Here is a 20,878-nt window from a genome sequence, read left to right as displayed (position 1 = left end):
TGCGTTATAAACAAAATTATGTATTGGAGCGGGTGATGAGAATCGAACTCACGACATCAGCTTGGAAGGCTGAGGTTTTACCACTAAACTACACCCGCATCAATTTTTAAAAAGCAACGTCATTGCGTTGACTTTTATTATGTTACAACTTTCTTAACAATTCGTCAAGAGAATATGAAGATTTTTCGTCAAAAAACTTCATATTCTCCGTATATATTACGATAGTTATTTATCGAGCTGAATATAAAATAAGTAGGCATGTGACTTATTCTTCAGCGCTTGCTTAGGATTTTCCTCAATCTTTTCAAGCATCGGTGAATTTCCGTCTTTCCCCATTGCCGCTGTGTACGCAATCAGTGCCTTTCCTCCAGAAGAGACTTTGACAGTTTCAGATTGAGCAGAGAAAACATAGTCACTTACTTTGAACGGAAAGCTTGCTGTCGCTTTCGTCATTCCCTCGTTCTTGTTGTCTGACCACATACTAAATTGTGATTCATATGTATCTTTCTCATGTCTTAATTGTAAGAGCACATTCATCGTTTGGTCGGTTCCATCCTGATGTAAAGTAAAGGTGGCAGATGATGCTTCCTTATTAGCTAATCGGCCATTTTTATAATGACTCCCGATAAACGTAATACTCTTATCCTTCTTCGTTAATCCTTTTATTGTTAAAGCCACCATTTCATTAGTGGTTGATGCTTCTAGTAAGCTCTTTTCTTTTTTTGTCAGTTTCATTTGTTCAATGGTTACTTTCTTTTTAGTAGACTCCTTGTTTATTGTAGATACCGTCTTCTCGGTTTGCGTGGTTTCTTCGGCCTTCTCGCCGCATCCTGCTAATAGAAAAACAGTGAATATAAGAAAACTCCATTTTTTTAACATTGAGATCCCCTTTGATGTTTTTTATTTTCTATTATACTAAAATTTGGTTTTACATACAAAAAAAGATTAGGAGAATTCTCCTAACCTTTCGCTTTTTTCTGCTTCATGGCTGATAAGAAAGCCACAATGAGAAAACTCGCGGCAAAAATCACAATCATATAAATAAAAAAGTTTGGCTTGATTTGAAAAGTAAATGCGGATGAACCTTCCATCTCAAAAGCGAGACTGTTAAATAATAAAGCATCATTCGTTTTTGATTGAAATAAATGATAAAACAATACACCGATTGTCAGCATCGGAAAGCCTAAAAACCCCAAGAAACCACCAACAATAGCACCTTGTTTCATCGCCTGTACGTTCATGATCGTTGTCCTCCCATTCCCCCAAGCAATAGTTGCTTCATAATGGATTTACCATCCCCCATAAACGGAAGAAGATAGAGTAATTGAATAAAATACGTGATTGAAAAAATAAAGAAGCCTGTTGAAATTGGATTTTCTTTTAGACATAATACGGTCACAATGATCCCTGCTGCCCCGATCACACCTGGGACAAGCGGCCCAAGCAAGGTAATCCATACCTGCTTTTTCTGAAACGGATCTAATACGGGTCTCACAAATTTCACAGACATCATATCACTCGCAAAAAACCCTTGTGGACCATCCCGTCCCGCAAATTTCCGATGCGCATAGCCGTGTGCTGCCTCATGTAAGGCGGTCCCGGTAATTAATCCAAAATAAATAATTGTAAAATAAATCGCAATGGCTGCAATCGACCGGTCAGGAATGAATAAAAAAGCGAGCCCTGCCATGACCATAAAAAGCATCCAGAAAAAAATGATTTTACGTGTCACCATGAGCAATGCTGTCCCAAAAATGTGAAGGAACGAGTGACCAGTGCAATCAAATCGTTCCTTCATTTTCACTTGATACTGTTTAAAAAATTGACAGCAGGCTGTTACAATCCGATATGGTGATTGATAATGAATAGACATTAAGTGGTGCTGATTCAACCCCATCATCAGTTGATAAAAGTCACGAGAAATCACAGACTCATCGACCTGAAACAAATCAGCGAGCTCTGCGGTAATACTCGCTTCTGTCCTTTTGCCATCTACTTTCGTTAGCATATGATAGGCACTTTCATTAATCGGGAGTGTGCTTCCATACTGCGTATCCGTGAGATGCCTCTTTTGTAAGGTCACATACGGCGCAAGTGCCGGTACCCGCTCAATCTTTAGCTTATTGTTAAGAAGTTGAATCATGTGAATACCTCCATGAAAAACCTTTGTATATGGCAAAGATGAGCAGACCTTCAAATGCAGCTACAAGCAGCCACTGAAGTGTTTGACTCGACTCCCCTATGACATAGTTTCCAATAAAAACAATCGGAATCATGAGTAAAATAAGTGCTCCAAATGAAAAAATGCCTGTGTAAGGATTGTTCCGATCAAGCGGAAGTAAAATACCTACCACATAAAAGAGCGCAGTGGCATTGCATAAGACAGCGGCCCCAATCAATACGTTCCAAACCTGATCAGGAAGCGTCAGCGTTGTCAGCATAAATATTGCAATTTGCAGTACACCAACAAGCAAAAGCCCGATAAACTTATACAGAGCCACTTCCCAAGATCTTAAGCCAAACGTTTTGTACATCCCCAGCATTCGTTTATCATTGCCAAATGAATTGAAGGCGGTTAATCCAGCGAGAGCGCAGAGAATAAAAAATGCTTCTGCTTCAAAGCGGAATCCAAATTGATAACGGACGAATAAGATCACAATGAGGAGAATGAGAAAGTTTAAAATGTTTTCTTCATTTCGCACCTGTGATTTCATTTCCTTTACAATAAGTGACCATTTTTTTGAAGAAGAAAATGGCAGCTTGTTTAAAAAGGTTAACGCTTTTTTTTCTGCCATAATCGGCATCATCGCAAGAGAAAGAAAGGCGCCGCCCGCCGATAAAAGGATAAACAGAATCAAAATTACATAGTTTACCCCTTCAGGAGACATTCCTTGAGCCGCTAAGAAAAACGGTGCTGTAAAATACATCAAATGATAATCAAACTGTATATATGATTGCTGAATTTGACTGATATTAAAGTGCGTCATTCCATACGCCACAACTAGTGCTAATAAAACAAAGATCGCTGCAAATTTTTGCAACGGTAATTTTAATTTCAGTACGACCAAATAGGTCATATTATAAATGAGCTGTAAAAGCATTAAGACAAAAAGCGATTGCAAAATCACCATCAAAAAGAACGTAAAGATAAAGAAAATACCTATTCCCTGGGCAATAAAATTAGGTAAAAGCAGAATACCGATAAAAAATAAAACAAGCCCTGCCACCACTGTCACCATCGGGATAAAGTACCCAAGGCTTTTCTGAAAGGTAGAAAGCGGGAACCAGCTTAGCTGCATAGAAAAACGGTCTTGCTCAGGCGTTCTGACCTTGATCAAAATGAATAACAGGCTTGTAAAGATGGATGCATTGATCGCCATTGATACAACAAGTAATCCAAGTGAACGTTCATCTCCATTTAAGAAAGCCTTCATAAAGACGCCCGTAAAACTATATCCGATGATGGCGCCCATTGTGATGGCAAATAAAAAGAATAAGATCACAATGATTCGCTTCGTCTGAGTATCAAAGAGCTTATACATCTCCTGCTGCCACATTTTAAGCATCATTCTAGAAATGATTAATGATTTCATCAAAATGTGCACCCCTATCACTTAACATTGAAGCTTTCAGAAACACCTGTTCCAATGTGCTTGATTGATATTTCTCCTTTAAGGCTGAGACCGTTCCTTCATCCATTTTATTTCCTTTAGAAATAATGGCGATTTTGTGGCACAGCTCTTCCGCTGAAAGCATATCATGCGTTGAAAGCAAGATCGCACCATGGTGCTCGGCATAACGCTTCATCAGTTTCTTTGTGTTTATAACCGCTTCAATATCAAGTCCTCTAAAGGGCTCATCCATGATCACCAATTGACTATCAAGCATAAAGGCGGCAATCAGCTGTGTCTTTTTTTTCATACCATGTGAATAGGTTTCAATCGGTCTTGATAAAGCCGAGTCCATATCAAACAGTTCAATTAGTTGATTTCTTCTATGAATTGTTTTACATTCATACATAGAAGAAACAAAATCTAAATATTCAGCACCAGTCAATGCTTCAGGAAGCAGCAGATCATCTGGAACATAGGCTACTTGTTTTTTAAAGGATGGTTCGTCATTTGTGACGTCCTGCAACAGAATCGTTCCTTCTGTATGCTTAATGATGCCGAGTATACAGTTAATCATCGTTGTTTTACCGGAACCATTCGGTCCAGCAACAGCAACGATTTGATGAGGGGCGATCTTTAAATGAAAATCATTGACAGCAGTCACGTTATTTTTATACGTCTTGGTTAATTTCTCGATCGTAAACATATAACCTCCAAGTGTCTGCATATTCTTTAAAAACAGATCAGGCTAAACCGCCCGCCACAGACGGTTTAGCCTTGGTGTCATTTCATAGAAGTAAAAAGATGAATCCTAAGTATAGCTACTTACATTCAATTTGGACTTTTAAGCCACTTTCCCACTGAACGGCTCCTGTAAAGCTACCCTTGCCGTTTGCTAAACACCAAACTGCTGCTCCTAGAACAACTGTTGCTCCCAATCCAAGAAGGACAGCAACAAATACTAAGAACCAAGCTTGGTCCATAATAGCAGGTTCCATAGTGGAATAGTCAACTTGCGGCGCTGCATAAGTCATACTTTTCACCTCCCAGCTTATGATGATCGTATCATAGGCTTCACTCTCCAAACATCAACAGAAGATCCCATTTTTGACCAAACGTACTTTCGAGTAAAATGTGACTTTTTATTCAATTCTTCGCTTTTAAGTGCAGAAACCCTATCTTATTATCTAGATTTTCCCACCCCTTAAGAACCACAAAACCCATATAATGGCAATGAAACCATCTTTTTTCTCCCTTTTTTGAAATAGTCCTTATTTATCAATCCCTTTATATATGCTTTCTTTTTTGTGAAATAGAAAGAATTCCCCCGATATATCAGATAAAAAAGTCCTGATTATATGTCGTTAAAACACCATTTATGAAATATTTACTGATAATTCCGACAAAAGAGTGAGCCTATTTTCCTTCTTCTCTTGTCACTTAAAATATGTATATACAAGAAAGCCCATTGGGAAAAAAGCCCTTTCTTTTCTTGAGTAACATCCAACATATGATTCGCTTCTTTCTATGATAAAGCAACTTACAGCATAGGCATTCCAATGACTTCACTAGCTGTACTGCTTTCAAAAAAAACTGATCCGTACTCTCTAATAACACAATCTCTCTTTTCCTCAGCATATCTACACCCTTTCTCATTGAAATAAAAAAAGCCCATCAACTTTATTGATTATTTTTTCAGATTTATCTAAAAAATGATTGACCAAGCATGAAACAAGTTTTATAGTCATATTAAATATTTCTTATCAAAGTAGTTGGTTTTATCTAACAAAAGGAGGATACACACATGTCAGAAGAACGTCCATTCCGTTTAGAAACAAAAGCCATTCACGCAGGTCAGGAGCTTGATTCAGCAACCTATTCAAGAGCCGTTCCTATTTACCAAACAAGCTCTTTCGGTTTTAGAGATAGTGAGCATGCTGCGAATTTATTCGGACTGCAGGAACCCGGAAATATTTATTCTCGCATTATGAACCCTACAAATGACGTCTTTGAAAAACGGATCGCCGAGCTTGAGGGCGGCATTGGTGCACTCGCTGTCTCTTCTGGACAAGCAGCGACCACTTATTCTATTTTAAACATTGCAGGAGCTGGTGACGAAATTGTCTCCTCCAGCAGCCTATATGGAGGCACGTACAATTTATTTGCTCATACACTCAAAAAACTCGGTATTACAGTGAAATTTGTTGATTCATCCAATTTAGAAGAACTCGAAGCAGCGATTACAGACAAAACGAAGGCAGTGTATGCAGAAAGCATTGGGAATCCTAAAGGCGACATTCTACATATTGAAGCCATCTCAGGCATTGCACACAAGCACCATATTCCGCTTATTGTGGATAATACACTCGCAAGTCCTTATTTATTAAGACCGATTGAGTTTGGTGCAGACATTGTTGTCCATTCCGCTACGAAATTCATTGGCGGTCATGGTACATCAATTGGCGGTGTCATTGTGGATAGCGGCAAGTTTCCTTGGGACGAAAGTGATAAGTTCAAAGGGCTGACTGAACCAGATCCAAGTTATCACGGCCTGACATATACCGAAGCAATTGGAGAAGCGGCTTATATCACAAAAGCACGTGTGCAGCTCTTACGTGATTTAGGAGCAGCCTTGTCACCTTTCAACTCATTTTTACTTCTGCAAGGCTTAGAAACTTTGCATCTGCGTCTCGAGCGACATAGTGAAAATGCGTTAAAAACAGCGCAATTCTTACAAGATCATCCTCTAGTAGATTGGGTAAGCTACCCAGGTCTTGAAAGCCATGAATCTTATAAGCTTGCTAAAACCTATTTACCAAAAGGACAAGGCGCCATTCTCACATTTGGTATTAAAGGTGGACGAGAAGCTGGTAAAAAGCTCATTGATTCTGTTAAGCTGTTCTCACACCTTGCAAATGTGGGCGATTCTAAATCACTGATTATTCATCCTGCCAGCACAACGCATCAGCAATTAAGTGAAGCAGAGCAAAAAGCGACGGGTGTCACACCAGAGCTTATTCGTTTATCTGTCGGAACAGAAGCGATTGAAGACATTATTGCAGATCTTGAACAGGCGATCACAAAAAGTCAGGCTGAATGAAATAGAAAAAGCACACCTCAGTGTGCTTTTTTTATGTGTCATTAATCATTAAGTAGTCGAATGTCTTGGAAAGGATAAAACACAAATGAAGTCGTTCCTTGAATATCACTCTTTGTAAAAAGACCTAAGCCATTGCGGCTGTCCATTGAGTTTTGACGATTGTCACCCATGACAAAATACTTGCCTTTTGGAACGGTAAGAGGGCCAAAATCAGGCGTAAGCAAGGTCCCATCTGCAGCTGCTTTCTTTTTGTTTGATGCTAAGTAAGGCTCTGCCACTTTTTGACCATTGACATATAGCTGGTCATTTTTCATTTCAATTTTATCACCAGGTAAACCAATCAACCGTTTAACATAATGAGTGCTGCGGTCTTCACCATCAAGAACAATGATCTGTCCCCGCTTGTAATCACCAAAGTAATCAACTGTTTTATTCACAAAAACCCGCTCTGTATTATGCAATGTTGGATCCATAGAGGTCCCTTTTACAATGTACGGTGCGAATAAAAAGTTGCGAATGATAAAAACGGCGATGAATGCGATTAAGATCGCTTTGAGCCAGCCCCATACTTCTGATTTCTTTTTTTGTGTTTTTGTATTTGTTGTCATAAGCTCCTCCTGAAATCCCCTAGGACGAAATGAGTTCCGCTAGCTGTACGCCAGCATCACGCTTGTATCACCCTAAATATAAACATATTTTGCCAACAAATCAAGCGATGAGAGAGAAAAAGGCAAGCACCCTTCTGTGCTTGCCCAAAACTCAGTTACTTAGCAGTAGAATTCTCTTCTTTTTCTTTTGATTTACCATAGAAATAATCAGATGGATTCACTGGTTTAAAATCAGACAGCTTGTGGAATCGAAGAAGATCCCTATAAAGCACTTTATCTGATAGGCTTAACTGATTATCGACACGGGCTTTAATTGCCTCTGTCTTTTTATTTTGTTTCACAACTTTACCTGTTTTTGTATCATAGACAGTGTTATCTACAAGTGTATATTTTGGTGTCACATAGTTTCCGTTACGGAATGCAACAGTTTGATCATGCTTCTTAGAGAATAGATCTGTTCCAAAATTTACATACTCATTTGAATCAATACCTTGTAAGTGAAGAAGCGTAGGCATCACGTCTACTTCACCACCATACGTATGGTTCACGCCGCCCTGTTTGCCAGGAATACGAATCATGAGTGGTACACGCTGGTTTTGCGCATTTTGATAAGGTGTAATTTCTTTCCCTTGAATTTCGCTCATTGCACGGTTATGGTTTTCAGAAATACCGTTGTGATCACCATATAATAAAATGACAGAGTCTTTATACATACCTGATTTTTTCAAGTCTTTAAAGAATTGCTCTAATGATTCATCTAGATATCTTGCTGTTTGGAAGTAGTTATCTACTGTTTTGTCACCAGTTGTTGCCTTAGCAATCGTCGCATCTTTTTCATCTAAATTAAATGGATAGTGATTAGTCAATGTCATTAAATGTGCATAAAATGGCTTTTTCATTGATTCTAGCATCGGGATTGATTCTTTGAAGAATGGTTTATCCTTCAGACCCATATTCACAAGATTTTCTTCATCCATGTTGTAATATGAAGCATCGAAGAATTGATCATATCCCATATGCTTATAAATCGTGTCACGGTTCCAGAAAGATTTATAGTCCCCGTGAAGCACTGCGCTCGTATAGCCTGCTTTTTGATCTAGGATGGCAGGGAGTGATTGGTAAGTGTTTTCACCTTTTGTTACAAACGCTGCTCCCTCTGGCAAGCCGAACATACTATTATCCATCATCAGTTCAGCATCAGCTGTTTTTCCTTGACCTGTCTGATGGAAGAAGTTATCGAAATACGTAAAGTCCTCTTTCCCATGAGCCAGCTTATTTAAAAACGGTGTCACTTCTTCTCCATTTAGTTTGTAGTCAATTAAGAAAGACTGGAAGCTTTCTAAATGGATTTTAATGATGTTTTTCCCTTTTGCTTTACCGAAATACTCTGCGTTTGGCTTCGCATAGTGAGAAGCTGTATAGTTTACAACATCTGTTAAATCTTCACTGCTCGCATTTGCTACCTGTGTTGCATTTTGTGCTGATTGTACTCCGTCATAAATCGTATAATTATAAACACCTAAATATTTAACAACATACTTATGATCAAATGTTCTTGTTAACAATTCTGGACGGTCCTTTTCAGCTAAATGAAGGTTTACGAAGAACAGTCCTACACCTGCAGCCACAATCAGCAGTGCAAATGTCTTTTTCATTTGGAATTTCTTCACTTCTGGTCTCCAAATCACAATCGCAATCAAGATCATAATATCAAGGAAATACAAAAGGTCATGCGGCTTAATACTAGATAACACACCGCCAGTCATGCCTCCTCCAAGATTGCCTGCTTGCTTCATTGTGGAGAAAGTCAAAAAGTCATCAAAGAAACGGTAGTACGCTACATTCGCATATAAAAGTGCGGTCATAATAAAGTCAATCACAATTAAAACAATGGCAGATTTACGACCCTTCAAAAAGAGAGCCAGTCCCAAAAACACAATGGCTGAACTAAATGGATTTAATAAAAGAAGACCCTCTTGAAAAGAACCTTTCACTCCTAAATTAAAGTCCATTTTGTAGGCTGCATACGATTTCGCCCAAAATAAAAGGACAGCCAATACAAAAAAGCTATATTTGTTCGCAAATATTTTTTTCATAAAACCTCTTCTTTCTTATTATCGTTCTAATATAAATGAAATCATAAAAAATTTACATTGATTTTGCAAATGTAAATCTTCTTCACCAAGCATTCCGATGCTCTGTTTCCGCCGGATATGTGTGCTCCTCTAATATAACGTATGAGAAGCATTATAGGTTTCAAAAAAAATACGAGTAAATAAAAGGAAAAATATCCATTTACATTTGATTTACACACACTTTGCAATTCAATGGATGAAGAAGGGTTTGTAAATCACTCAGTACTACTTTACTTTTTTCATCTATTCGTGTCAAAGTAATTATAAAGAAAAGGAAGAATCACCTAGGTCTTTCGACTCTTTCACCTAAATTTATACAAAATTTGATAACTTCCAGCCATCCATGTATTTTCTCTCCTTCTAACAATCTAAAAAAGTTTTAAGCAAAAAAAGCTTGATTTCTCCTCCTCATATGCGGTGTGATAAAGATATAGATTTTCAACAAATCAGGCTGGAGGACATCAAATGAAACATAACAAACAAATAAACGCATTTGAAGAACGATTTTCAGAAGAAATAGACCACATCATTGCTGTCACAGGACCCTCTGGAGTAGGTGCAGGAAAAGCCGGACAGGAATCTCTTTTGACCGCTTCAATTCCCCTCATTGCATGGAAAGATAAAGACCTCATCACAACAGAAAACATCAGACTCTGCTGGTTAACAGATGAAGAGGGATTAAGGGAAAAGCAGGCACAATTACATAAAGGATCAATCGTGACACTTCAGGTCCGAAAAGGTGAAGGTGAGTTCATGCTTGTGTCACTCATCGATACAGATACACAGGATGAAGAGCTGCAAGTGATACTAGAAGAAGCCCAAAAACCTGTTTTTTATCATGATGACATGCTGGGTACCTTTGAATTAGTGAAAGGACTAGACTTATTTGAAACAACGATCCAGTGGAGTAATGAAGAGTGCCTGCTCTACTTCAACCTCGAAGAAGATGAAAAAGTAAACGACTCTCTTCGAACCGCTAGACAACTCATGAAAGGGCAGACTACATGGGATGCTTCTATTAAATCATTTGCAGCAAATCAGCTGCTTGAATTAGCTAAAGACTGGCAGGCACAAGATGACTCCGCTGAAACACAAGAAGAGCTTACGCTGGATCACTTTATAAGCCGAATCTCCCTCGAAAGCTTGCATGCCTACCCAGATGGAGAGTTTGAGGTCTACTGTCATGACGGTGATTTATTTTGGGGACATGTCATTATTGTCTCTGGCAATATCAATGGCACCTTTCAAGATGCCCACATTGCAGGCTAACAATTGGAGGGGTAAGTAATGGAGTTCAAAGCTTTTCATGAATTAAAACAATTAGGGAAAACACCCATCGTAGCTAAGATTGGTGGCTTTCGTCCTGATCCAGCAGTATATAGCTGGTTTGCCGGTCATTTCTTCATCCACCCTGATCAAGGCTGGCCCATAGATCAAGATGGTGTCATGATTCCAATCTTACAAATTCATTTACCTGAAGTGCCAGGAGGATTAAACGGATTCAATGAATGTCAATTGATTCAAATCTTTCTCAATCAGAAAGCACTTCCGATGGAAATCACAAAAAACGGCGAAGGCTGGAAACTCATTGAATATTCAACTATGGATGGATTAGAAGTAGTTGAGACTCCCGACGAAGTGAGAGGACTAAAACCCTTTCAAATCCAATGGAACGAAAATGAGCAAAAGGACTTCCCCTGCTGGGAAGAAGCTTGGTCATATGTTGATTTATCAGAAGTGAATGAAAGTGATGAAGCGACAGAACACTTCTTTGATCAATACACCCATTATTCGTTCACAAAAATCGGTGGATATGGAGCATATATTCAATCCCCACCCCATCATCAACCAGGCGAGTTCATGCTGCAAATCGCCTCAGAAGAAAAACCTCGATTTATGATTGGGGATAACGGCACGATGTATTTCTATTACGACAAAGACACAAAAGAATGGTTTATGCATTGGGATTGTTTTTAACGTTGTATTGAATGAAACCTTCCCTCCTTCTAAGCGTAGGAAATAATATGAAAGGAGGAACCAATATGGGATTCATTTTTGATATCTTCTCACTAGCTGTGTATATTCCTTTTCTACAGGTAGATGAAGAGGATATCTCTAGAAACGCAAGCAAGCTCAAAAAGTATAGCTGGTTTCATGCATTATTAAATGATCCAGCTTACAGACACCTTATCATTTATCATCCTGATGTCAGACACGTCATTGGCAGATGTCACACGGATAAACTCCATCGCAAGCGATACAACTTAAAATGCGAACGTAAATTACTGAAAGCTTTACGTCGTGCTATGTAAATATACAAAAAGAGCCGCACTATCCTGTGTGGCTCTTTTCATATATCCTGTTGAAGAAAACATTTGACGCCTGGACAACTCTCCCCGTATATTATGTATAAATCCATCTTTTTCATAGAAAAGGGGGCTTCACATGCGCTTGTTTAATTATTGGAAAAAAAAGCAGCCAAGACAGCAGGTCACCACTGAAAAACAGGAAGACAGCATCCCAATCAACTTCTCCGCACTTCCCTTTGGCTCAGACACCATAGATGATTTTTTGTTCAACTTAGACCTTACCTCGAAGCTCACAGATCCCTATAAAGAAACAGACCCGAACAAATGAACCTAACCTAACCTCATCCAATCCCGGATGATTTTTTTATACTCGATGAAAGGTGTGGCCCATGAAAACATTTTATATCGCGAGACATTGCCACGCAAATGGACAATCCGAGGATGCGTCTTTAACACCACAAGGCATTGCACAATCTCACGCACTAGCAGAGTTCTTTAATGGCATTCACCTCAATCAGATCATCTCAAGTCCCTACAAGCGAGCGCTCCAAACTGCTGATCCTCTTGCTCATGCAAAACAACTCGAGGTGAAAATTGATCAGCGTCTCGCTGAACGTGTGCTAAGTAGCAAACCAATGGACGATTGGTACGAGAAACTAAAGCTTAGTTTTACGGACTTACATTTGACTTGTGAGGGCGGAGAATCAAGCCTCGAAGCCATGAACCGCATTGTAGAATTACTCTACGAACAAATAAATTCAGAAAACGATCATACCATATTTGTCACACATGGCAATCTTATGAGCCTGCTTCTTAAACATGCCGATCCCATGATTGGATTCAAAGAGTGGGAGAAACTAAGCAATCCAGACGTCTATGTCCTGAAATATTTTAAACCAGATCATATAGAAATAGAGCGAATATGGCATAAATAAACGGCAGAATGAATTCTGCCGTTTCCTTATCTATTGTTGATAATAAAAAGCCTCTACCCACTCATACGGCTTCTTACGCTCCGCACACCATTTCACGAAGCCTGTTGTCTCCGTTTGCTGAAATTTCTTCCAGTCTGATAAAAGCCGATCATAATAGGCTACTTGTTTTTCAACATTAGTGCGAATTCTCTTATCTTCGATCAGCATCATGACATCTTCAATACCTTGAATTCGCTCTTGGTCTTTCTCATAGATGCTCAAATAAAGATCTTCATGTATATGATGAAACGAATACCATAAAGACGATAAATAGGTTTCGCATATTTGAACAATGACACGTTGCTCTTTGCTGCCTCCAAGCTCTAGTGCCTTCAATAAATAGGGCAGCCCTTCTCCCCGATGCACAAACAAGCCCTGCCAGCGATACGGCCTCACATCCATCGGATCAACTTTCTCCCACTCTTGCAGAACAGGCTGAATCACCCCAATGATCAATGGATATACAAGCAAATGATGTCCATCCTCAAACCGTTCAATCTTTTCAAACAGCCAAGCAACAAATGAACGCCGTGCTGCAAATTCGTTCTCCTTCATTTCTTCAACAAAAGTCTGAAGAACCTTTAACGCATCTTTACGCAGACCCTGTTCTTTCTTCACACAGTACTGTCTAAAAAGCGGAAAATCATGGGATCCCTCGTCTTCAATGATGGTCTGTAATATCGTCTTCATTTGCAAGTTAACAACTCCGCCTTTTTACATTTATTCTATTTCTCATTTATCTTTGAATCATAAATCTGATTCCTTAACGCTGATTTACCCATTCTAAATAACGCCTTTGAATCACTTTTTTGATTTTATCGTAGTTCTCCCAACTATCTTTAACATAATATACGCCTTCAGCTTCTGGAAATGTCTCCTCGTAGTCATCTAAATATAAACCATTATCAAAATCGAAATATTCTTGGGTAAATTCATTTCCCTCATCATTCAGCATATCATTTGAAAACACACCATCACAGTCCATATAGATTTGAGTCCCTGTCACTTCTCGTGATTTAAATTTTTGAATTTCACCCTCAATGTCTTCTTCAAATTCTTCACTGAACAAATCATTATCAATGATCCACCCCAAAAACATGCCTGTATGTACAAAGGCTTGATCAATAGATAAGTCCTTTGGAAACTCCCCATCATAATGATATTTTGCTTTATCATAAACGACTACTTCAAACAGCATTTCCTGCTCCCTTCATTTCTTCTCTATTTCAAAAATAACTTTAGGTCTAGGTAAAGTCAATCTTATTTAAGCGTGATTAGAGTGGTATAAACACCTAATTGTTCTTTCGCTTTAGAAAGCCCCTAGTATCCCTCAAACCCATTCTTTTCTATGTTCATGAATGAATTGTATGTCTTTTTGATAATGCTCAAGGTGCCCCTCATCAATCATTTTTTGAAAAGCTATATCCCCGTCACTCGCTTTTCGTTTCATGTACTGACATAACCCTTTTAAACGCAGCAGCACCATCTCCACATAATCTTCTGCTATTTCCTCACCATAAGCTTCAAAAAACAGTTTGACCCTATACTTTATATGGCCTGCATGTTCTATTGAATGATAATTCACGATCTCCCCCTTTTCAGTGCGAAAAAATCTACTGAGAGGCACACATGTATAAAGGGTATAAGCGATATCCCAAAGTCTTGGACCAGGAGCAGCTACATCAAAATCAATGATTCCCACTGGCTTTTTATCTTTGAAAATGATGTTGTACATCGCAAAATCATTATGGCACACAACCTCTATGTTGTTAGGCGTATTGTCCATTCGTTCCCAATCGTCTGAAATGGGAAAATCACAAACAGCATCATGATACAGTCTAAGCATTCTCGCTATTTCTTTTAAGGCATGGTGAGAGCACATGTATTCTTTTAAAGGATCATGACCGGCTACGCCTTCAATGAAGGACAAGATCTCTCTACCTTGTTCATCAACCCCTAAAAACTTTGGAGCATAGGAGAAATTCTTTTTTTCTAAATGCTTTAGCAGCTTTCGTGTATTGATATTGTCTGAATTTACTTCTCGACGAACCGTATCTCCCGAACGATATACGTTCGAGACATTTCCACCTGTCAATAACTCCTCATGATCATTTTGTTTTTTCATAAATTCTCTCCTCAAACTGGGTCACAATGATGATGTCAGCTAAAGATGTGTATGTACCCACAAATATTCATTTAGTTATACAAAGGTAGTACACTGTTTTATGTGAATGTGCTGCCTCATTTTGTATCCTTACATGGTTAAATGTATCTTATCAAATGTTGCAAATCATCTAAAGATTATTCTGCTAAAAGAAGTACATGCTCATTCTTTTCTAATAGGTTTCTATTTTTTATCTAAATAACTCATTTAAACCACAAAAAAACGTTTCACCACGAGGGTGAAACGTTAGATTGACGGGAAAAACCAATCATGAAATTATTAATAGATACCGGTGGCCGGGGTCTAACCGGCACTCCGAGATAAATTATTCCAAAAAGGCAAGGTATACCCTCTTCAAGTAAAGCACCCGTTAATGAAATAAAAATTAAAGTTCTTCTTGATATATTTTTGATTTTATCGGCTTTAAACTCAAAGGAATTTTAAACTCATGAATACTTTCAATATGATTAAAAAAATGTTCTATATCGTCATAATCCATTGACCATTCTTCTACCACCTTTAACTTTTTTAACTCGTTTGTTGGTTTAAATAAAAATTCACAGTGTAGTTGTTCCATGTGAGAATAATCATCTTCTTCATAAACTGTAAACTGACGTAGAAAGTCGAAATGAAATAGTTCCTCTCCTGTAAAATCATAGAAACCACACTGAAATAAAATTTCTTTATCTTCTTCGCTCTCAACTGTCTCTTTTGAAAAAGCCTTAAATGTTTCCCAAACCTTTTTTATATCATCGGTATCTTCACCAATGCTATCTTTAAGATAACTTTCAGCATTTTTAACCGTAATCATTCCAACACCTCTTATGTACAATTTATCCAATCCTTCTTCAATTAGCCTGCCCCTTTATTTTAATAATAAGGTAACTATCAATAAAGTAAAAGTCAATCTCCTTAGAATGGCCCCTCAGTAACAACCATTTTTTATCATCTAATGCACTTAAACTGGTATGTATATTTTTCAAGTACTAGACGAGGGGATTATATAGGGGTGCCTCCCCATGGTGGGGTACTGTGGGCTTACTGTGGGCTTACTGTGGTTCGGTGCTAATTTCACAGGGTACTAGTGTCCTCTTATAAAAAACAAATAAAAAACGCCCTCCTACAGTTTGTAGAAAGACGTTTAAACGTTGATATTCCTTAATTCTTCTGTAATGGACGATAATAAAGAATATCTAAAATTAGATACCGGTGGCCGGGGTCGAACCGGCACTCCGTGAGGAACACGATTTTGAGTCGTGCGCGTCTGCCAATTCCGCCACACCGGCATGATCATTAAAGAGCGCAACTTATGATAAAAAACATGGTGCCGAGGGCCGGACTTGAACCGGCACGGTAGTCACCTACCGCAGGATTTTAAGTCCTGTGTGTCTGCCAATTCCACCACCCCGGCAGTCTTTTCAAAAAGGCGACACCCGGATTTGAACCGGGGATAAAGGTTTTGCAGACCTCTGCCTTACCACTTGGCTATGCCGCCATTATTGGAGCGGAAGACGGGATTCGAACCCGCGACCCCCACCTTGGCAAGGTGGTGTTCTACCACTGAACTACTTCCGCAAATCAACTGGGCTAGCTGGATTCGAACCAACGCATGACGGAGTCAAAGTCCGTTGCCTTACCGCTTGGCTATAGCCCAATAATAAAATGGGGCGATTGATGGGAATCGAACCCACGAGTGCCAGAGCCACAATCTGGTGCGTTAACCACTTCGCCACAACCGCCATAGATGTTATGAATCATATTAAGAAAATTGGCAGGGGCAGTAGGAATCGAACCCACACCGGAGGTTTTGGAGACCTCTGTTCTACCTTTAAACTATGCCCCTATGAAAATAAAAATGGTGGAGGGGGGCGGATTCGAACCGCCGAACCCGGAGGGAGCGGATTTACAGTCCGCCGCGTTTAGCCACTTCGCTACCCCTCCACATTTGAAAAACAGTGCCGGCAAGAGGACTTGAACCCCCAACCTACTGATTACAAGTCAGTTGCTCTACCAATTGAGCTACACCGGCAAATAGTGGTGGCTCGGGACGGAATCGAACCGCCGACACACGGATTTTCAGTCCGTTGCTCTACCAACTGAGCTACCGAGCCATGTATTCATTTTAAAAATGGCGGTCCGGACGGGACTCGAACCCGCGACCTCCTGCGTGACAGGCAGGCATTCTAACCAACTGAACTACCGGACCATTTTGGTTGCACTCAATGAGCACTCCCTATTGGTGTATAAAATAATTTGGTTGCGGGGGCAGGATTTGAACCTGCGACCTTCGGGTTATGAGCCCGACGAGCTACCGAACTGCTCCACCCCGCGATGATATAAAAGATATGGTGGAGGATGACGGGCTCGAACCGCCGACCCTCTGCTTGTAAGGCAGATGCTCTCCCAGCTGAGCTAATCCTCCGAATAAAAAATACTGGTGTATATTCTATAAATGGTGACCCGTACGGGATTCGAACCCGTGTTACCGCCGTGAAAGGGCGGTGTCTTAACCGCTTGACCAACGGGCCCTTTATTATGTAAATTTGTGGCGGAGAGCAAGGGATTCGAACCCTTGAGACGGGGTTACCGCCTACACGATTTCCAATCGTGCTCCTTCGGCCACTCGGACAGCTCTCCAAATTGGCTCCGCAGGTAGGATTCGAACCTACGACCGATCGGTTAACAGCCGATAGCTCTACCACTGAGCTACTGCGGAATGAAGAAAGCCTGGCGATGTCCTACTCTCACAGGGGGAGACCCCCAACTACCATCGGCGCTGAAGAGCTTAACTTCCGTGTTCGGTATGGGAACGGGTGTGACCTCTTCGCCATCATCACCAGACAATTTAGTGACAAAAGATATTATACTATGTATTGAAAATAAATCAAGAGATATTTAAAAAATGTTCTCTCAAAACTAGATAACAATGTTCAAACTTCACATTAGAATATAGGTTAAGTCCTCGATCTATTAGTATCTGTCAGCTCCACGTGTCACCACGCTTCCACCTCAGACCTATCAACCTGATCATCTTTCAGGGATCTTACTTCCTTGCGGAATGGGAAATCTCATCTTGAGGGGGGCTTCATGCTTAGATGCTTTCAGCACTTATCCCGTCCGCACATAGCTACCCAGCGATGCCCTTGGCAGAACAACTGGTACACCAGCGGTGCGTCCATCCCGGTCCTCTCGTACTAAGGACAGCTCCTCTCAAATTTCCTGCGCCCGCGACGGATAGGGACCGAACTGTCTCACGACGTTCTGAACCCAGCTCGCGTACCGCTTTAATGGGCGAACAGCCCAACCCTTGGGACCGACTACAGCCCCAGGATGCGATGAGCCGACATCGAGGTGCCAAACCTCCCCGTCGATGTGGACTCTTGGGGGAGATAAGCCTGTTATCCCCGGGGTAGCTTTTATCCGTTGAGCGATGGCCCTTCCATGCGGAACCACCGGATCACTAAGCCCGACTTTCGTCCCTGCTCGACTTGTAGGTCTCGCAGTCAAGCTCCCTTGTGCCTTTACACTCTGCGAATGATTTCCAACCATTCTGAGGGAACCTTTGGGCGCCTCCGTTACATTTTAGGAGGCGACCGCCCCAGTCAAACTGCCCACCTGACACTGTCTCCCTGCCCGATAAGGGCAGCGGGTTAGAAGGTCAATACAGCCAGGGTAGTATCCCACCGATGCCTCCACCGAAGCTAGCGCTCCGGTTTCCAAGGCTCCTACCTATCCTGTACAAGCTGTACCAACATTCAATATCAGGCTGCAGTAAAGCTCCACGGGGTCTTTCCGTCCTGTCGCGGGTAACCTGCATCTTCACAGGTACTATAATTTCACCGAGTCTCTCGTTGAGACAGTGCCCAGATCGTTGCGCCTTTCGTGCGGGTCGGAACTTACCCGACAAGGAATTTCGCTACCTTAGGACCGTTATAGTTACGGCCGCCGTTTACTGGGGCTTCAATTCGCACCTTCGCTTACGCTAAGCGCTCCTCTTAACCTTCCAGCACCGGGCAGGCGTCAGCCCCTATACTTCGCCTTACGGCTTCGCAGAGACCTGTGTTTTTGCTAAACAGTCGCCTGGGCCTATTCACTGCGGCTTCTCGGGGCTTTAACACCCTAAGAAGCACCCCTTCTCCCGAAGTTACGGGGTCATTTTGCCGAGTTCCTTAACGAGAGTTCTCTCGATCACCTTAGGATTCTCTCCTCGCCTACCTGTGTCGGTTTGCGGTACGGGCACCTCTCACCTCGCTAGAGGCTTTTCTTGGCAGTGTGGAATCAGGAACTTCGCTACTAAATTTCGCTCGCCATCACAGCTCAGCCTTCACGGGAAACGGATTTGCCTATTTCCCAGCCTAACTGCTTGGACGCGGATATCCAATACCGCGCTTACCCTATCCTCCTGCGTCCCCCCATTGCTCAAATGGTGAGGAGGTGGTACAGGAATATCAACCTGTTGTCCATCGCCTACGCCTTTCGGCCTCGGCTTAGGTCCCGACTAACCCTGAGCGGACGAGCCTTCCTCAGGAAACCTTAGGCATTCGGTGGACGGGATTCTCACCCGTCTTTCGCTACTCATACCGGCATTCTCACTTCTAAGCGCTCCACCAGTCCTTCCGGTCTGACTTCACAGCACTTAGAACGCTCTCCTACCACTGTTCGTAAGAACAGTCCGCAGCTTCGGTGATACGTTTAGCCCCGGTACATTTTCGGCGCAGAGTCACTCGACCAGTGAGCTATTACGCACTCTTTAAATGGTGGCTGCTTCTAAGCCAACATCCTGGTTGTCTAAGCAACTCCACATCCTTTTCCACTTAACGTATACTTTGGGACCTTAGCTGGCGGTCTGGGCTGTTTCCCTTTCGACTACGGATCTTATCACTCGCAGTCTGACTCCCAAGGATAAGTCATCGGCATTCGGAGTTTGACTGAATTCGGTAACCCGGTAGGGGCCCCTAGTCCAATCAGTGCTCTACCTCCGAGACTCTTACCTTGAGGCTAGCCCTAAAGCTATTTCGGAGAGAACCAGCTATCTCCAGGTTCGATTGGCATTTCACCCCTACCCACACCTCATCCCCGCACTTTTCAACGTGCGTGGGTTCGGGCCTCCATTCAGTGTTACCTGAACTTCACCCTGGACATGGGTAGATCACCTGGTTTCGGGTCTACGACCACGTACTCATGCGCCCTATTCAGACTCGCTTTCGCTGCGGCTCCGCATCTTCTGCTTAACCTTGCACGGGATCGTAACTCGCCGGTTCATTCTACAAAAGGCACGCCATCACCCTTTAACGGGCTCTGACTACTTGTAGGCACACGGTTTCAGGATCTATTTCACTCCCCTTCCGGGGTGCTTTTCACCTTTCCCTCACGGTACTGGTTCACTATCGGTCACTAGGGAGTATTTAGCCTTGGGAGATGGTCCTCCCGGATTCCGACGGAATTTCACGTGTTCCGCCGTACTCAGGATCCACTCTGGAGAGAACAACATTTCAGTTACAGGGCTGTTACCTTCTTTGGCGGGCCTTTCCAGACCTCTTCGCTTATATCGTTCCTTTGTAACTCCGTATAGAGTGTCCTACAACCCCAAGAGGCAAGCCTCTTGGTTTGGGCTGTTCCCGTTTCGCTCGCCGCTACTCAGGGAATCGCATTTGCTTTCTCTTCCTCCGGGTACTTAGATGTTTCAGTTCCCCGGGTATGCCTTCTCATACTCTATGTATTCAAGTATGGATACTACTCCATTACGAGCAGTGGGTTTCCCCATTCGGAAATCTCCGGATCAAAGCTTGCTTACAGCTCCCCGAAGCATATCGGTGTTCGTCCCGTCCTTCATCGGCTCCTAGTGCCAAGGCATCCACCGTGCGCCCTTTCTAACTTAACCATTTCTTACTTTAGAAAGAATCACTATGTGTGATGAACTTTGCATTGCATTCAATGTGAATGTATTACTTATTGTTATCTAGTTTTCAAAGAACAA

Annotated in this window: 18 protein-coding genes, 17 tRNA genes and 2 rRNA genes; 6 read left to right on the top strand and 31 right to left on the bottom strand. The window is 41.5% G+C overall.

Annotated features, from left to right (window positions below; genetic code table 11):
• Positions 1-24: 24 nt before the first annotated feature.
• The 7 genes from MHH68_RS04610 to MHH68_RS04580 all read right to left on the bottom strand — a co-directional run bounded on the left by MHH68_RS04610 (position 25) and on the right by MHH68_RS04580 (position 4,645).
• Positions 25-98: transfer RNA gene (locus tag MHH68_RS04610), tRNA-Gly, on the bottom strand.
• Between the two features lie 127 nt (positions 99-225).
• Positions 226-879, bottom strand: a complete 654-nt coding sequence (locus MHH68_RS04605) for a hypothetical protein (RefSeq protein WP_268498205.1) — start codon at positions 877-879, stop codon at positions 226-228.
• Positions 880-959: 80 nt separating this feature from the next.
• Entirely contained in the window at positions 960-1,241 is a 282-nt protein-coding gene (locus tag MHH68_RS04600) for a hypothetical protein (RefSeq protein WP_058014465.1), read from the bottom strand.
• Positions 1,238-2,143: a PqqD family protein gene (locus MHH68_RS04595; protein WP_268498206.1), complete on the bottom strand. Its 906-nt coding sequence runs from the start codon at positions 2,141-2,143 to the stop codon at positions 1,238-1,240. Before MHH68_RS04595 ends, MHH68_RS04600 begins: the two co-directional genes overlap by 4 nt.
• A complete protein-coding gene (locus MHH68_RS04590; protein ID WP_339165342.1) occupies positions 2,127-3,593 on the bottom strand; it encodes a hypothetical protein in 1,467 nt (488 codons plus the stop codon). Before MHH68_RS04590 ends, MHH68_RS04595 begins: the two co-directional genes overlap by 17 nt.
• Positions 3,571-4,317, bottom strand: coding sequence for an ABC transporter ATP-binding protein (locus MHH68_RS04585; RefSeq protein WP_310427249.1), 747 nt, complete (start codon positions 4,315-4,317; stop codon positions 3,571-3,573). Before MHH68_RS04585 ends, MHH68_RS04590 begins: the two co-directional genes overlap by 23 nt.
• A gap of 115 nt (positions 4,318-4,432) precedes the next feature.
• The gene (locus MHH68_RS04580; RefSeq protein WP_003211695.1) at positions 4,433-4,645 is read right to left on the bottom strand and encodes a hypothetical protein; all 213 of its coding nucleotides are present in this window, start codon (positions 4,643-4,645) and stop codon (positions 4,433-4,435) included.
• Between the two features lie 770 nt (positions 4,646-5,415).
• Between MHH68_RS04580 and MHH68_RS04575 the strand changes: the two genes are divergently transcribed.
• Positions 5,416-6,711 carry a homocysteine synthase gene (locus MHH68_RS04575; RefSeq protein ID WP_339165340.1) on the top strand — a complete coding sequence of 432 codons (1,296 nt, stop codon included), beginning with the start codon at positions 5,416-5,418 and terminating at the stop codon, positions 6,709-6,711.
• A 41-nt stretch (positions 6,712-6,752) separates the two neighbouring features.
• On the opposite strand, the gene lepB is transcribed toward MHH68_RS04575, so the two are convergent.
• Together lepB and MHH68_RS04565 are read right to left on the bottom strand one after the other, a co-directional pair.
• Complete coding sequence (gene lepB, locus MHH68_RS04570; RefSeq protein WP_060595832.1) at positions 6,753-7,319, bottom strand: signal peptidase I; 567 nt, start codon at positions 7,317-7,319, stop codon at positions 6,753-6,755.
• Positions 7,320-7,474: 155 nt separating this feature from the next.
• Complete coding sequence (locus MHH68_RS04565) at positions 7,475-9,415, bottom strand: LTA synthase family protein (protein WP_339165339.1); 1,941 nt, start codon at positions 9,413-9,415, stop codon at positions 7,475-7,477.
• A gap of 504 nt (positions 9,416-9,919) precedes the next feature.
• Here MHH68_RS04565 and MHH68_RS04560 point away from each other — a divergent pair.
• The 5 genes from MHH68_RS04560 to MHH68_RS04540 all read left to right on the top strand — a co-directional run bounded on the left by MHH68_RS04560 (position 9,920) and on the right by MHH68_RS04540 (position 12,698).
• Positions 9,920-10,723, top strand: a complete 804-nt coding sequence (locus MHH68_RS04560; protein ID WP_339165337.1) for a DUF2262 domain-containing protein — start codon at positions 9,920-9,922, stop codon at positions 10,721-10,723.
• An 18-nt stretch (positions 10,724-10,741) separates the two neighbouring features.
• Positions 10,742-11,431, top strand: coding sequence for a DUF1963 domain-containing protein (locus tag MHH68_RS04555; protein WP_323639986.1), 690 nt, complete (start codon positions 10,742-10,744; stop codon positions 11,429-11,431).
• 65 nt (positions 11,432-11,496) lie between these two features.
• Entirely contained in the window at positions 11,497-11,766 is a 270-nt protein-coding gene (locus MHH68_RS04550) for a hypothetical protein (protein ID WP_339165335.1), read from the top strand.
• A gap of 133 nt (positions 11,767-11,899) precedes the next feature.
• Positions 11,900-12,091, top strand: a complete 192-nt coding sequence (locus MHH68_RS04545) for a hypothetical protein (RefSeq protein WP_058014476.1) — start codon at positions 11,900-11,902, stop codon at positions 12,089-12,091.
• A gap of 61 nt (positions 12,092-12,152) precedes the next feature.
• A complete protein-coding gene (locus tag MHH68_RS04540; RefSeq protein WP_323639982.1) occupies positions 12,153-12,698 on the top strand; it encodes a histidine phosphatase family protein in 546 nt (181 codons plus the stop codon).
• Between the two features lie 30 nt (positions 12,699-12,728).
• Here the strand turns inward: MHH68_RS04540 and MHH68_RS04535 are convergent, their stop codons facing one another.
• The 22 genes from MHH68_RS04535 to MHH68_RS04430 form a co-directional block, all read right to left on the bottom strand.
• Positions 12,729-13,433 (bottom strand): hypothetical protein, encoded by a 705-nt coding sequence (locus MHH68_RS04535; RefSeq protein WP_339165333.1) that lies wholly within the window; start codon positions 13,431-13,433, stop codon positions 12,729-12,731.
• 67 nt (positions 13,434-13,500) lie between these two features.
• Entirely contained in the window at positions 13,501-13,932 is a 432-nt protein-coding gene (locus tag MHH68_RS04530) for a hypothetical protein (RefSeq protein WP_058014502.1), read from the bottom strand.
• Positions 13,933-14,067: 135 nt separating this feature from the next.
• Positions 14,068-14,862, bottom strand: coding sequence for a phosphotransferase (locus MHH68_RS04525; RefSeq protein WP_058014479.1), 795 nt, complete (start codon positions 14,860-14,862; stop codon positions 14,068-14,070).
• A 424-nt stretch (positions 14,863-15,286) separates the two neighbouring features.
• The gene (locus MHH68_RS04520) at positions 15,287-15,712 is read right to left on the bottom strand and encodes a hypothetical protein (protein WP_339165330.1); all 426 of its coding nucleotides are present in this window, start codon (positions 15,710-15,712) and stop codon (positions 15,287-15,289) included.
• A 393-nt stretch (positions 15,713-16,105) separates the two neighbouring features.
• Positions 16,106-16,187, bottom strand: a tRNA-Leu gene (locus MHH68_RS04515).
• Positions 16,188-16,223: 36 nt separating this feature from the next.
• Positions 16,224-16,312: transfer RNA gene (locus MHH68_RS04510), tRNA-Leu, on the bottom strand.
• 13 nt (positions 16,313-16,325) lie between these two features.
• Positions 16,326-16,396 (bottom strand) — tRNA-Cys (locus tag MHH68_RS04505).
• A gap of 5 nt (positions 16,397-16,401) precedes the next feature.
• Positions 16,402-16,476, bottom strand: a tRNA-Gly gene (locus MHH68_RS04500).
• Between the two features lie 7 nt (positions 16,477-16,483).
• Positions 16,484-16,555, bottom strand: a tRNA-Gln gene (locus MHH68_RS04495).
• Positions 16,556-16,564: 9 nt separating this feature from the next.
• Positions 16,565-16,640 (bottom strand) — tRNA-His (locus MHH68_RS04490).
• Positions 16,641-16,670: 30 nt separating this feature from the next.
• Positions 16,671-16,744 (bottom strand) — tRNA-Trp (locus MHH68_RS04485).
• Positions 16,745-16,757: 13 nt separating this feature from the next.
• Positions 16,758-16,842, bottom strand: a tRNA-Tyr gene (locus MHH68_RS04480).
• Positions 16,843-16,857: 15 nt separating this feature from the next.
• Positions 16,858-16,930, bottom strand: a tRNA-Thr gene (locus MHH68_RS04475).
• A gap of 6 nt (positions 16,931-16,936) precedes the next feature.
• Positions 16,937-17,012 (bottom strand) — tRNA-Phe (locus tag MHH68_RS04470).
• An 18-nt stretch (positions 17,013-17,030) separates the two neighbouring features.
• Positions 17,031-17,107 (bottom strand) — tRNA-Asp (locus MHH68_RS04465).
• 48 nt (positions 17,108-17,155) lie between these two features.
• A tRNA-Met gene (locus MHH68_RS04460) sits at positions 17,156-17,232 on the bottom strand.
• 15 nt (positions 17,233-17,247) lie between these two features.
• A tRNA-Val gene (locus tag MHH68_RS04455) sits at positions 17,248-17,323 on the bottom strand.
• A gap of 31 nt (positions 17,324-17,354) precedes the next feature.
• A tRNA-Glu gene (locus MHH68_RS04450) sits at positions 17,355-17,429 on the bottom strand.
• Positions 17,430-17,447: 18 nt separating this feature from the next.
• Positions 17,448-17,538 (bottom strand) — tRNA-Ser (locus MHH68_RS04445).
• Between the two features lie 4 nt (positions 17,539-17,542).
• Positions 17,543-17,617 (bottom strand) — tRNA-Asn (locus tag MHH68_RS04440).
• Positions 17,618-17,626: 9 nt separating this feature from the next.
• A 5S ribosomal RNA gene (rrf, locus tag MHH68_RS04435) occupies positions 17,627-17,742 on the bottom strand.
• 109 nt (positions 17,743-17,851) lie between these two features.
• A 23S ribosomal RNA gene (locus tag MHH68_RS04430) occupies positions 17,852-20,782 on the bottom strand.
• Positions 20,783-20,878: the final 96 nt, after the last annotated feature.

Origin of the sequence: Bacillus sp. FSL K6-2841, assembly GCF_037976435.1 — a bacterium.
Taxonomy (GTDB): Bacteria; Bacillota; Bacilli; order Bacillales; family Bacillaceae; genus Bacillus; species Bacillus pumilus.
This window is presented reverse-complemented; position numbering and strand designations above follow the sequence as displayed.

Bases quoted from the DNA above. Each gene is read 5' to 3' on its own strand.
- MHH68_RS04540 (WP_323639982.1), top strand. From the start codon at position 12,153: ATGAAAACATTTTATATCGCGAGACATTGCCACGCAAATGGACAATCC.
- lepB (WP_060595832.1), bottom strand. From the start codon at position 7,319: ATGACAACAAATACAAAAACACAAAAAAAGAAATCAGAAGTATGGGGC.
- MHH68_RS04580 (WP_003211695.1), bottom strand. From the start codon at position 4,645: ATGACTTATGCAGCGCCGCAAGTTGACTATTCCACTATGGAACCTGCT.
- MHH68_RS04565 (WP_339165339.1), bottom strand. From the start codon at position 9,415: ATGAAAAAAATATTTGCGAACAAATATAGCTTTTTTGTATTGGCTGTC.
- MHH68_RS04590 (WP_339165342.1), bottom strand. From the start codon at position 3,593: ATGAAATCATTAATCATTTCTAGAATGATGCTTAAAATGTGGCAGCAG.
- MHH68_RS04555 (WP_323639986.1), top strand. From the start codon at position 10,742: ATGGAGTTCAAAGCTTTTCATGAATTAAAACAATTAGGGAAAACACCC.
- MHH68_RS04560 (WP_339165337.1), top strand. From the start codon at position 9,920: ATGAAACATAACAAACAAATAAACGCATTTGAAGAACGATTTTCAGAA.
- MHH68_RS04575 (WP_339165340.1), top strand. From the start codon at position 5,416: ATGTCAGAAGAACGTCCATTCCGTTTAGAAACAAAAGCCATTCACGCA.
- MHH68_RS04545 (WP_058014476.1), top strand. From the start codon at position 11,900: ATGCGCTTGTTTAATTATTGGAAAAAAAAGCAGCCAAGACAGCAGGTC.
- MHH68_RS04605 (WP_268498205.1), bottom strand. From the start codon at position 879: ATGTTAAAAAAATGGAGTTTTCTTATATTCACTGTTTTTCTATTAGCA.
- MHH68_RS04600 (WP_058014465.1), bottom strand. From the start codon at position 1,241: ATGAACGTACAGGCGATGAAACAAGGTGCTATTGTTGGTGGTTTCTTG.
- MHH68_RS04520 (WP_339165330.1), bottom strand. From the start codon at position 15,712: ATGATTACGGTTAAAAATGCTGAAAGTTATCTTAAAGATAGCATTGGT.
- MHH68_RS04525 (WP_058014479.1), bottom strand. From the start codon at position 14,862: ATGAAAAAACAAAATGATCATGAGGAGTTATTGACAGGTGGAAATGTC.
- MHH68_RS04585 (WP_310427249.1), bottom strand. From the start codon at position 4,317: ATGTTTACGATCGAGAAATTAACCAAGACGTATAAAAATAACGTGACT.
- MHH68_RS04595 (WP_268498206.1), bottom strand. From the start codon at position 2,143: ATGATTCAACTTCTTAACAATAAGCTAAAGATTGAGCGGGTACCGGCA.
- MHH68_RS04550 (WP_339165335.1), top strand. From the start codon at position 11,497: ATGGGATTCATTTTTGATATCTTCTCACTAGCTGTGTATATTCCTTTT.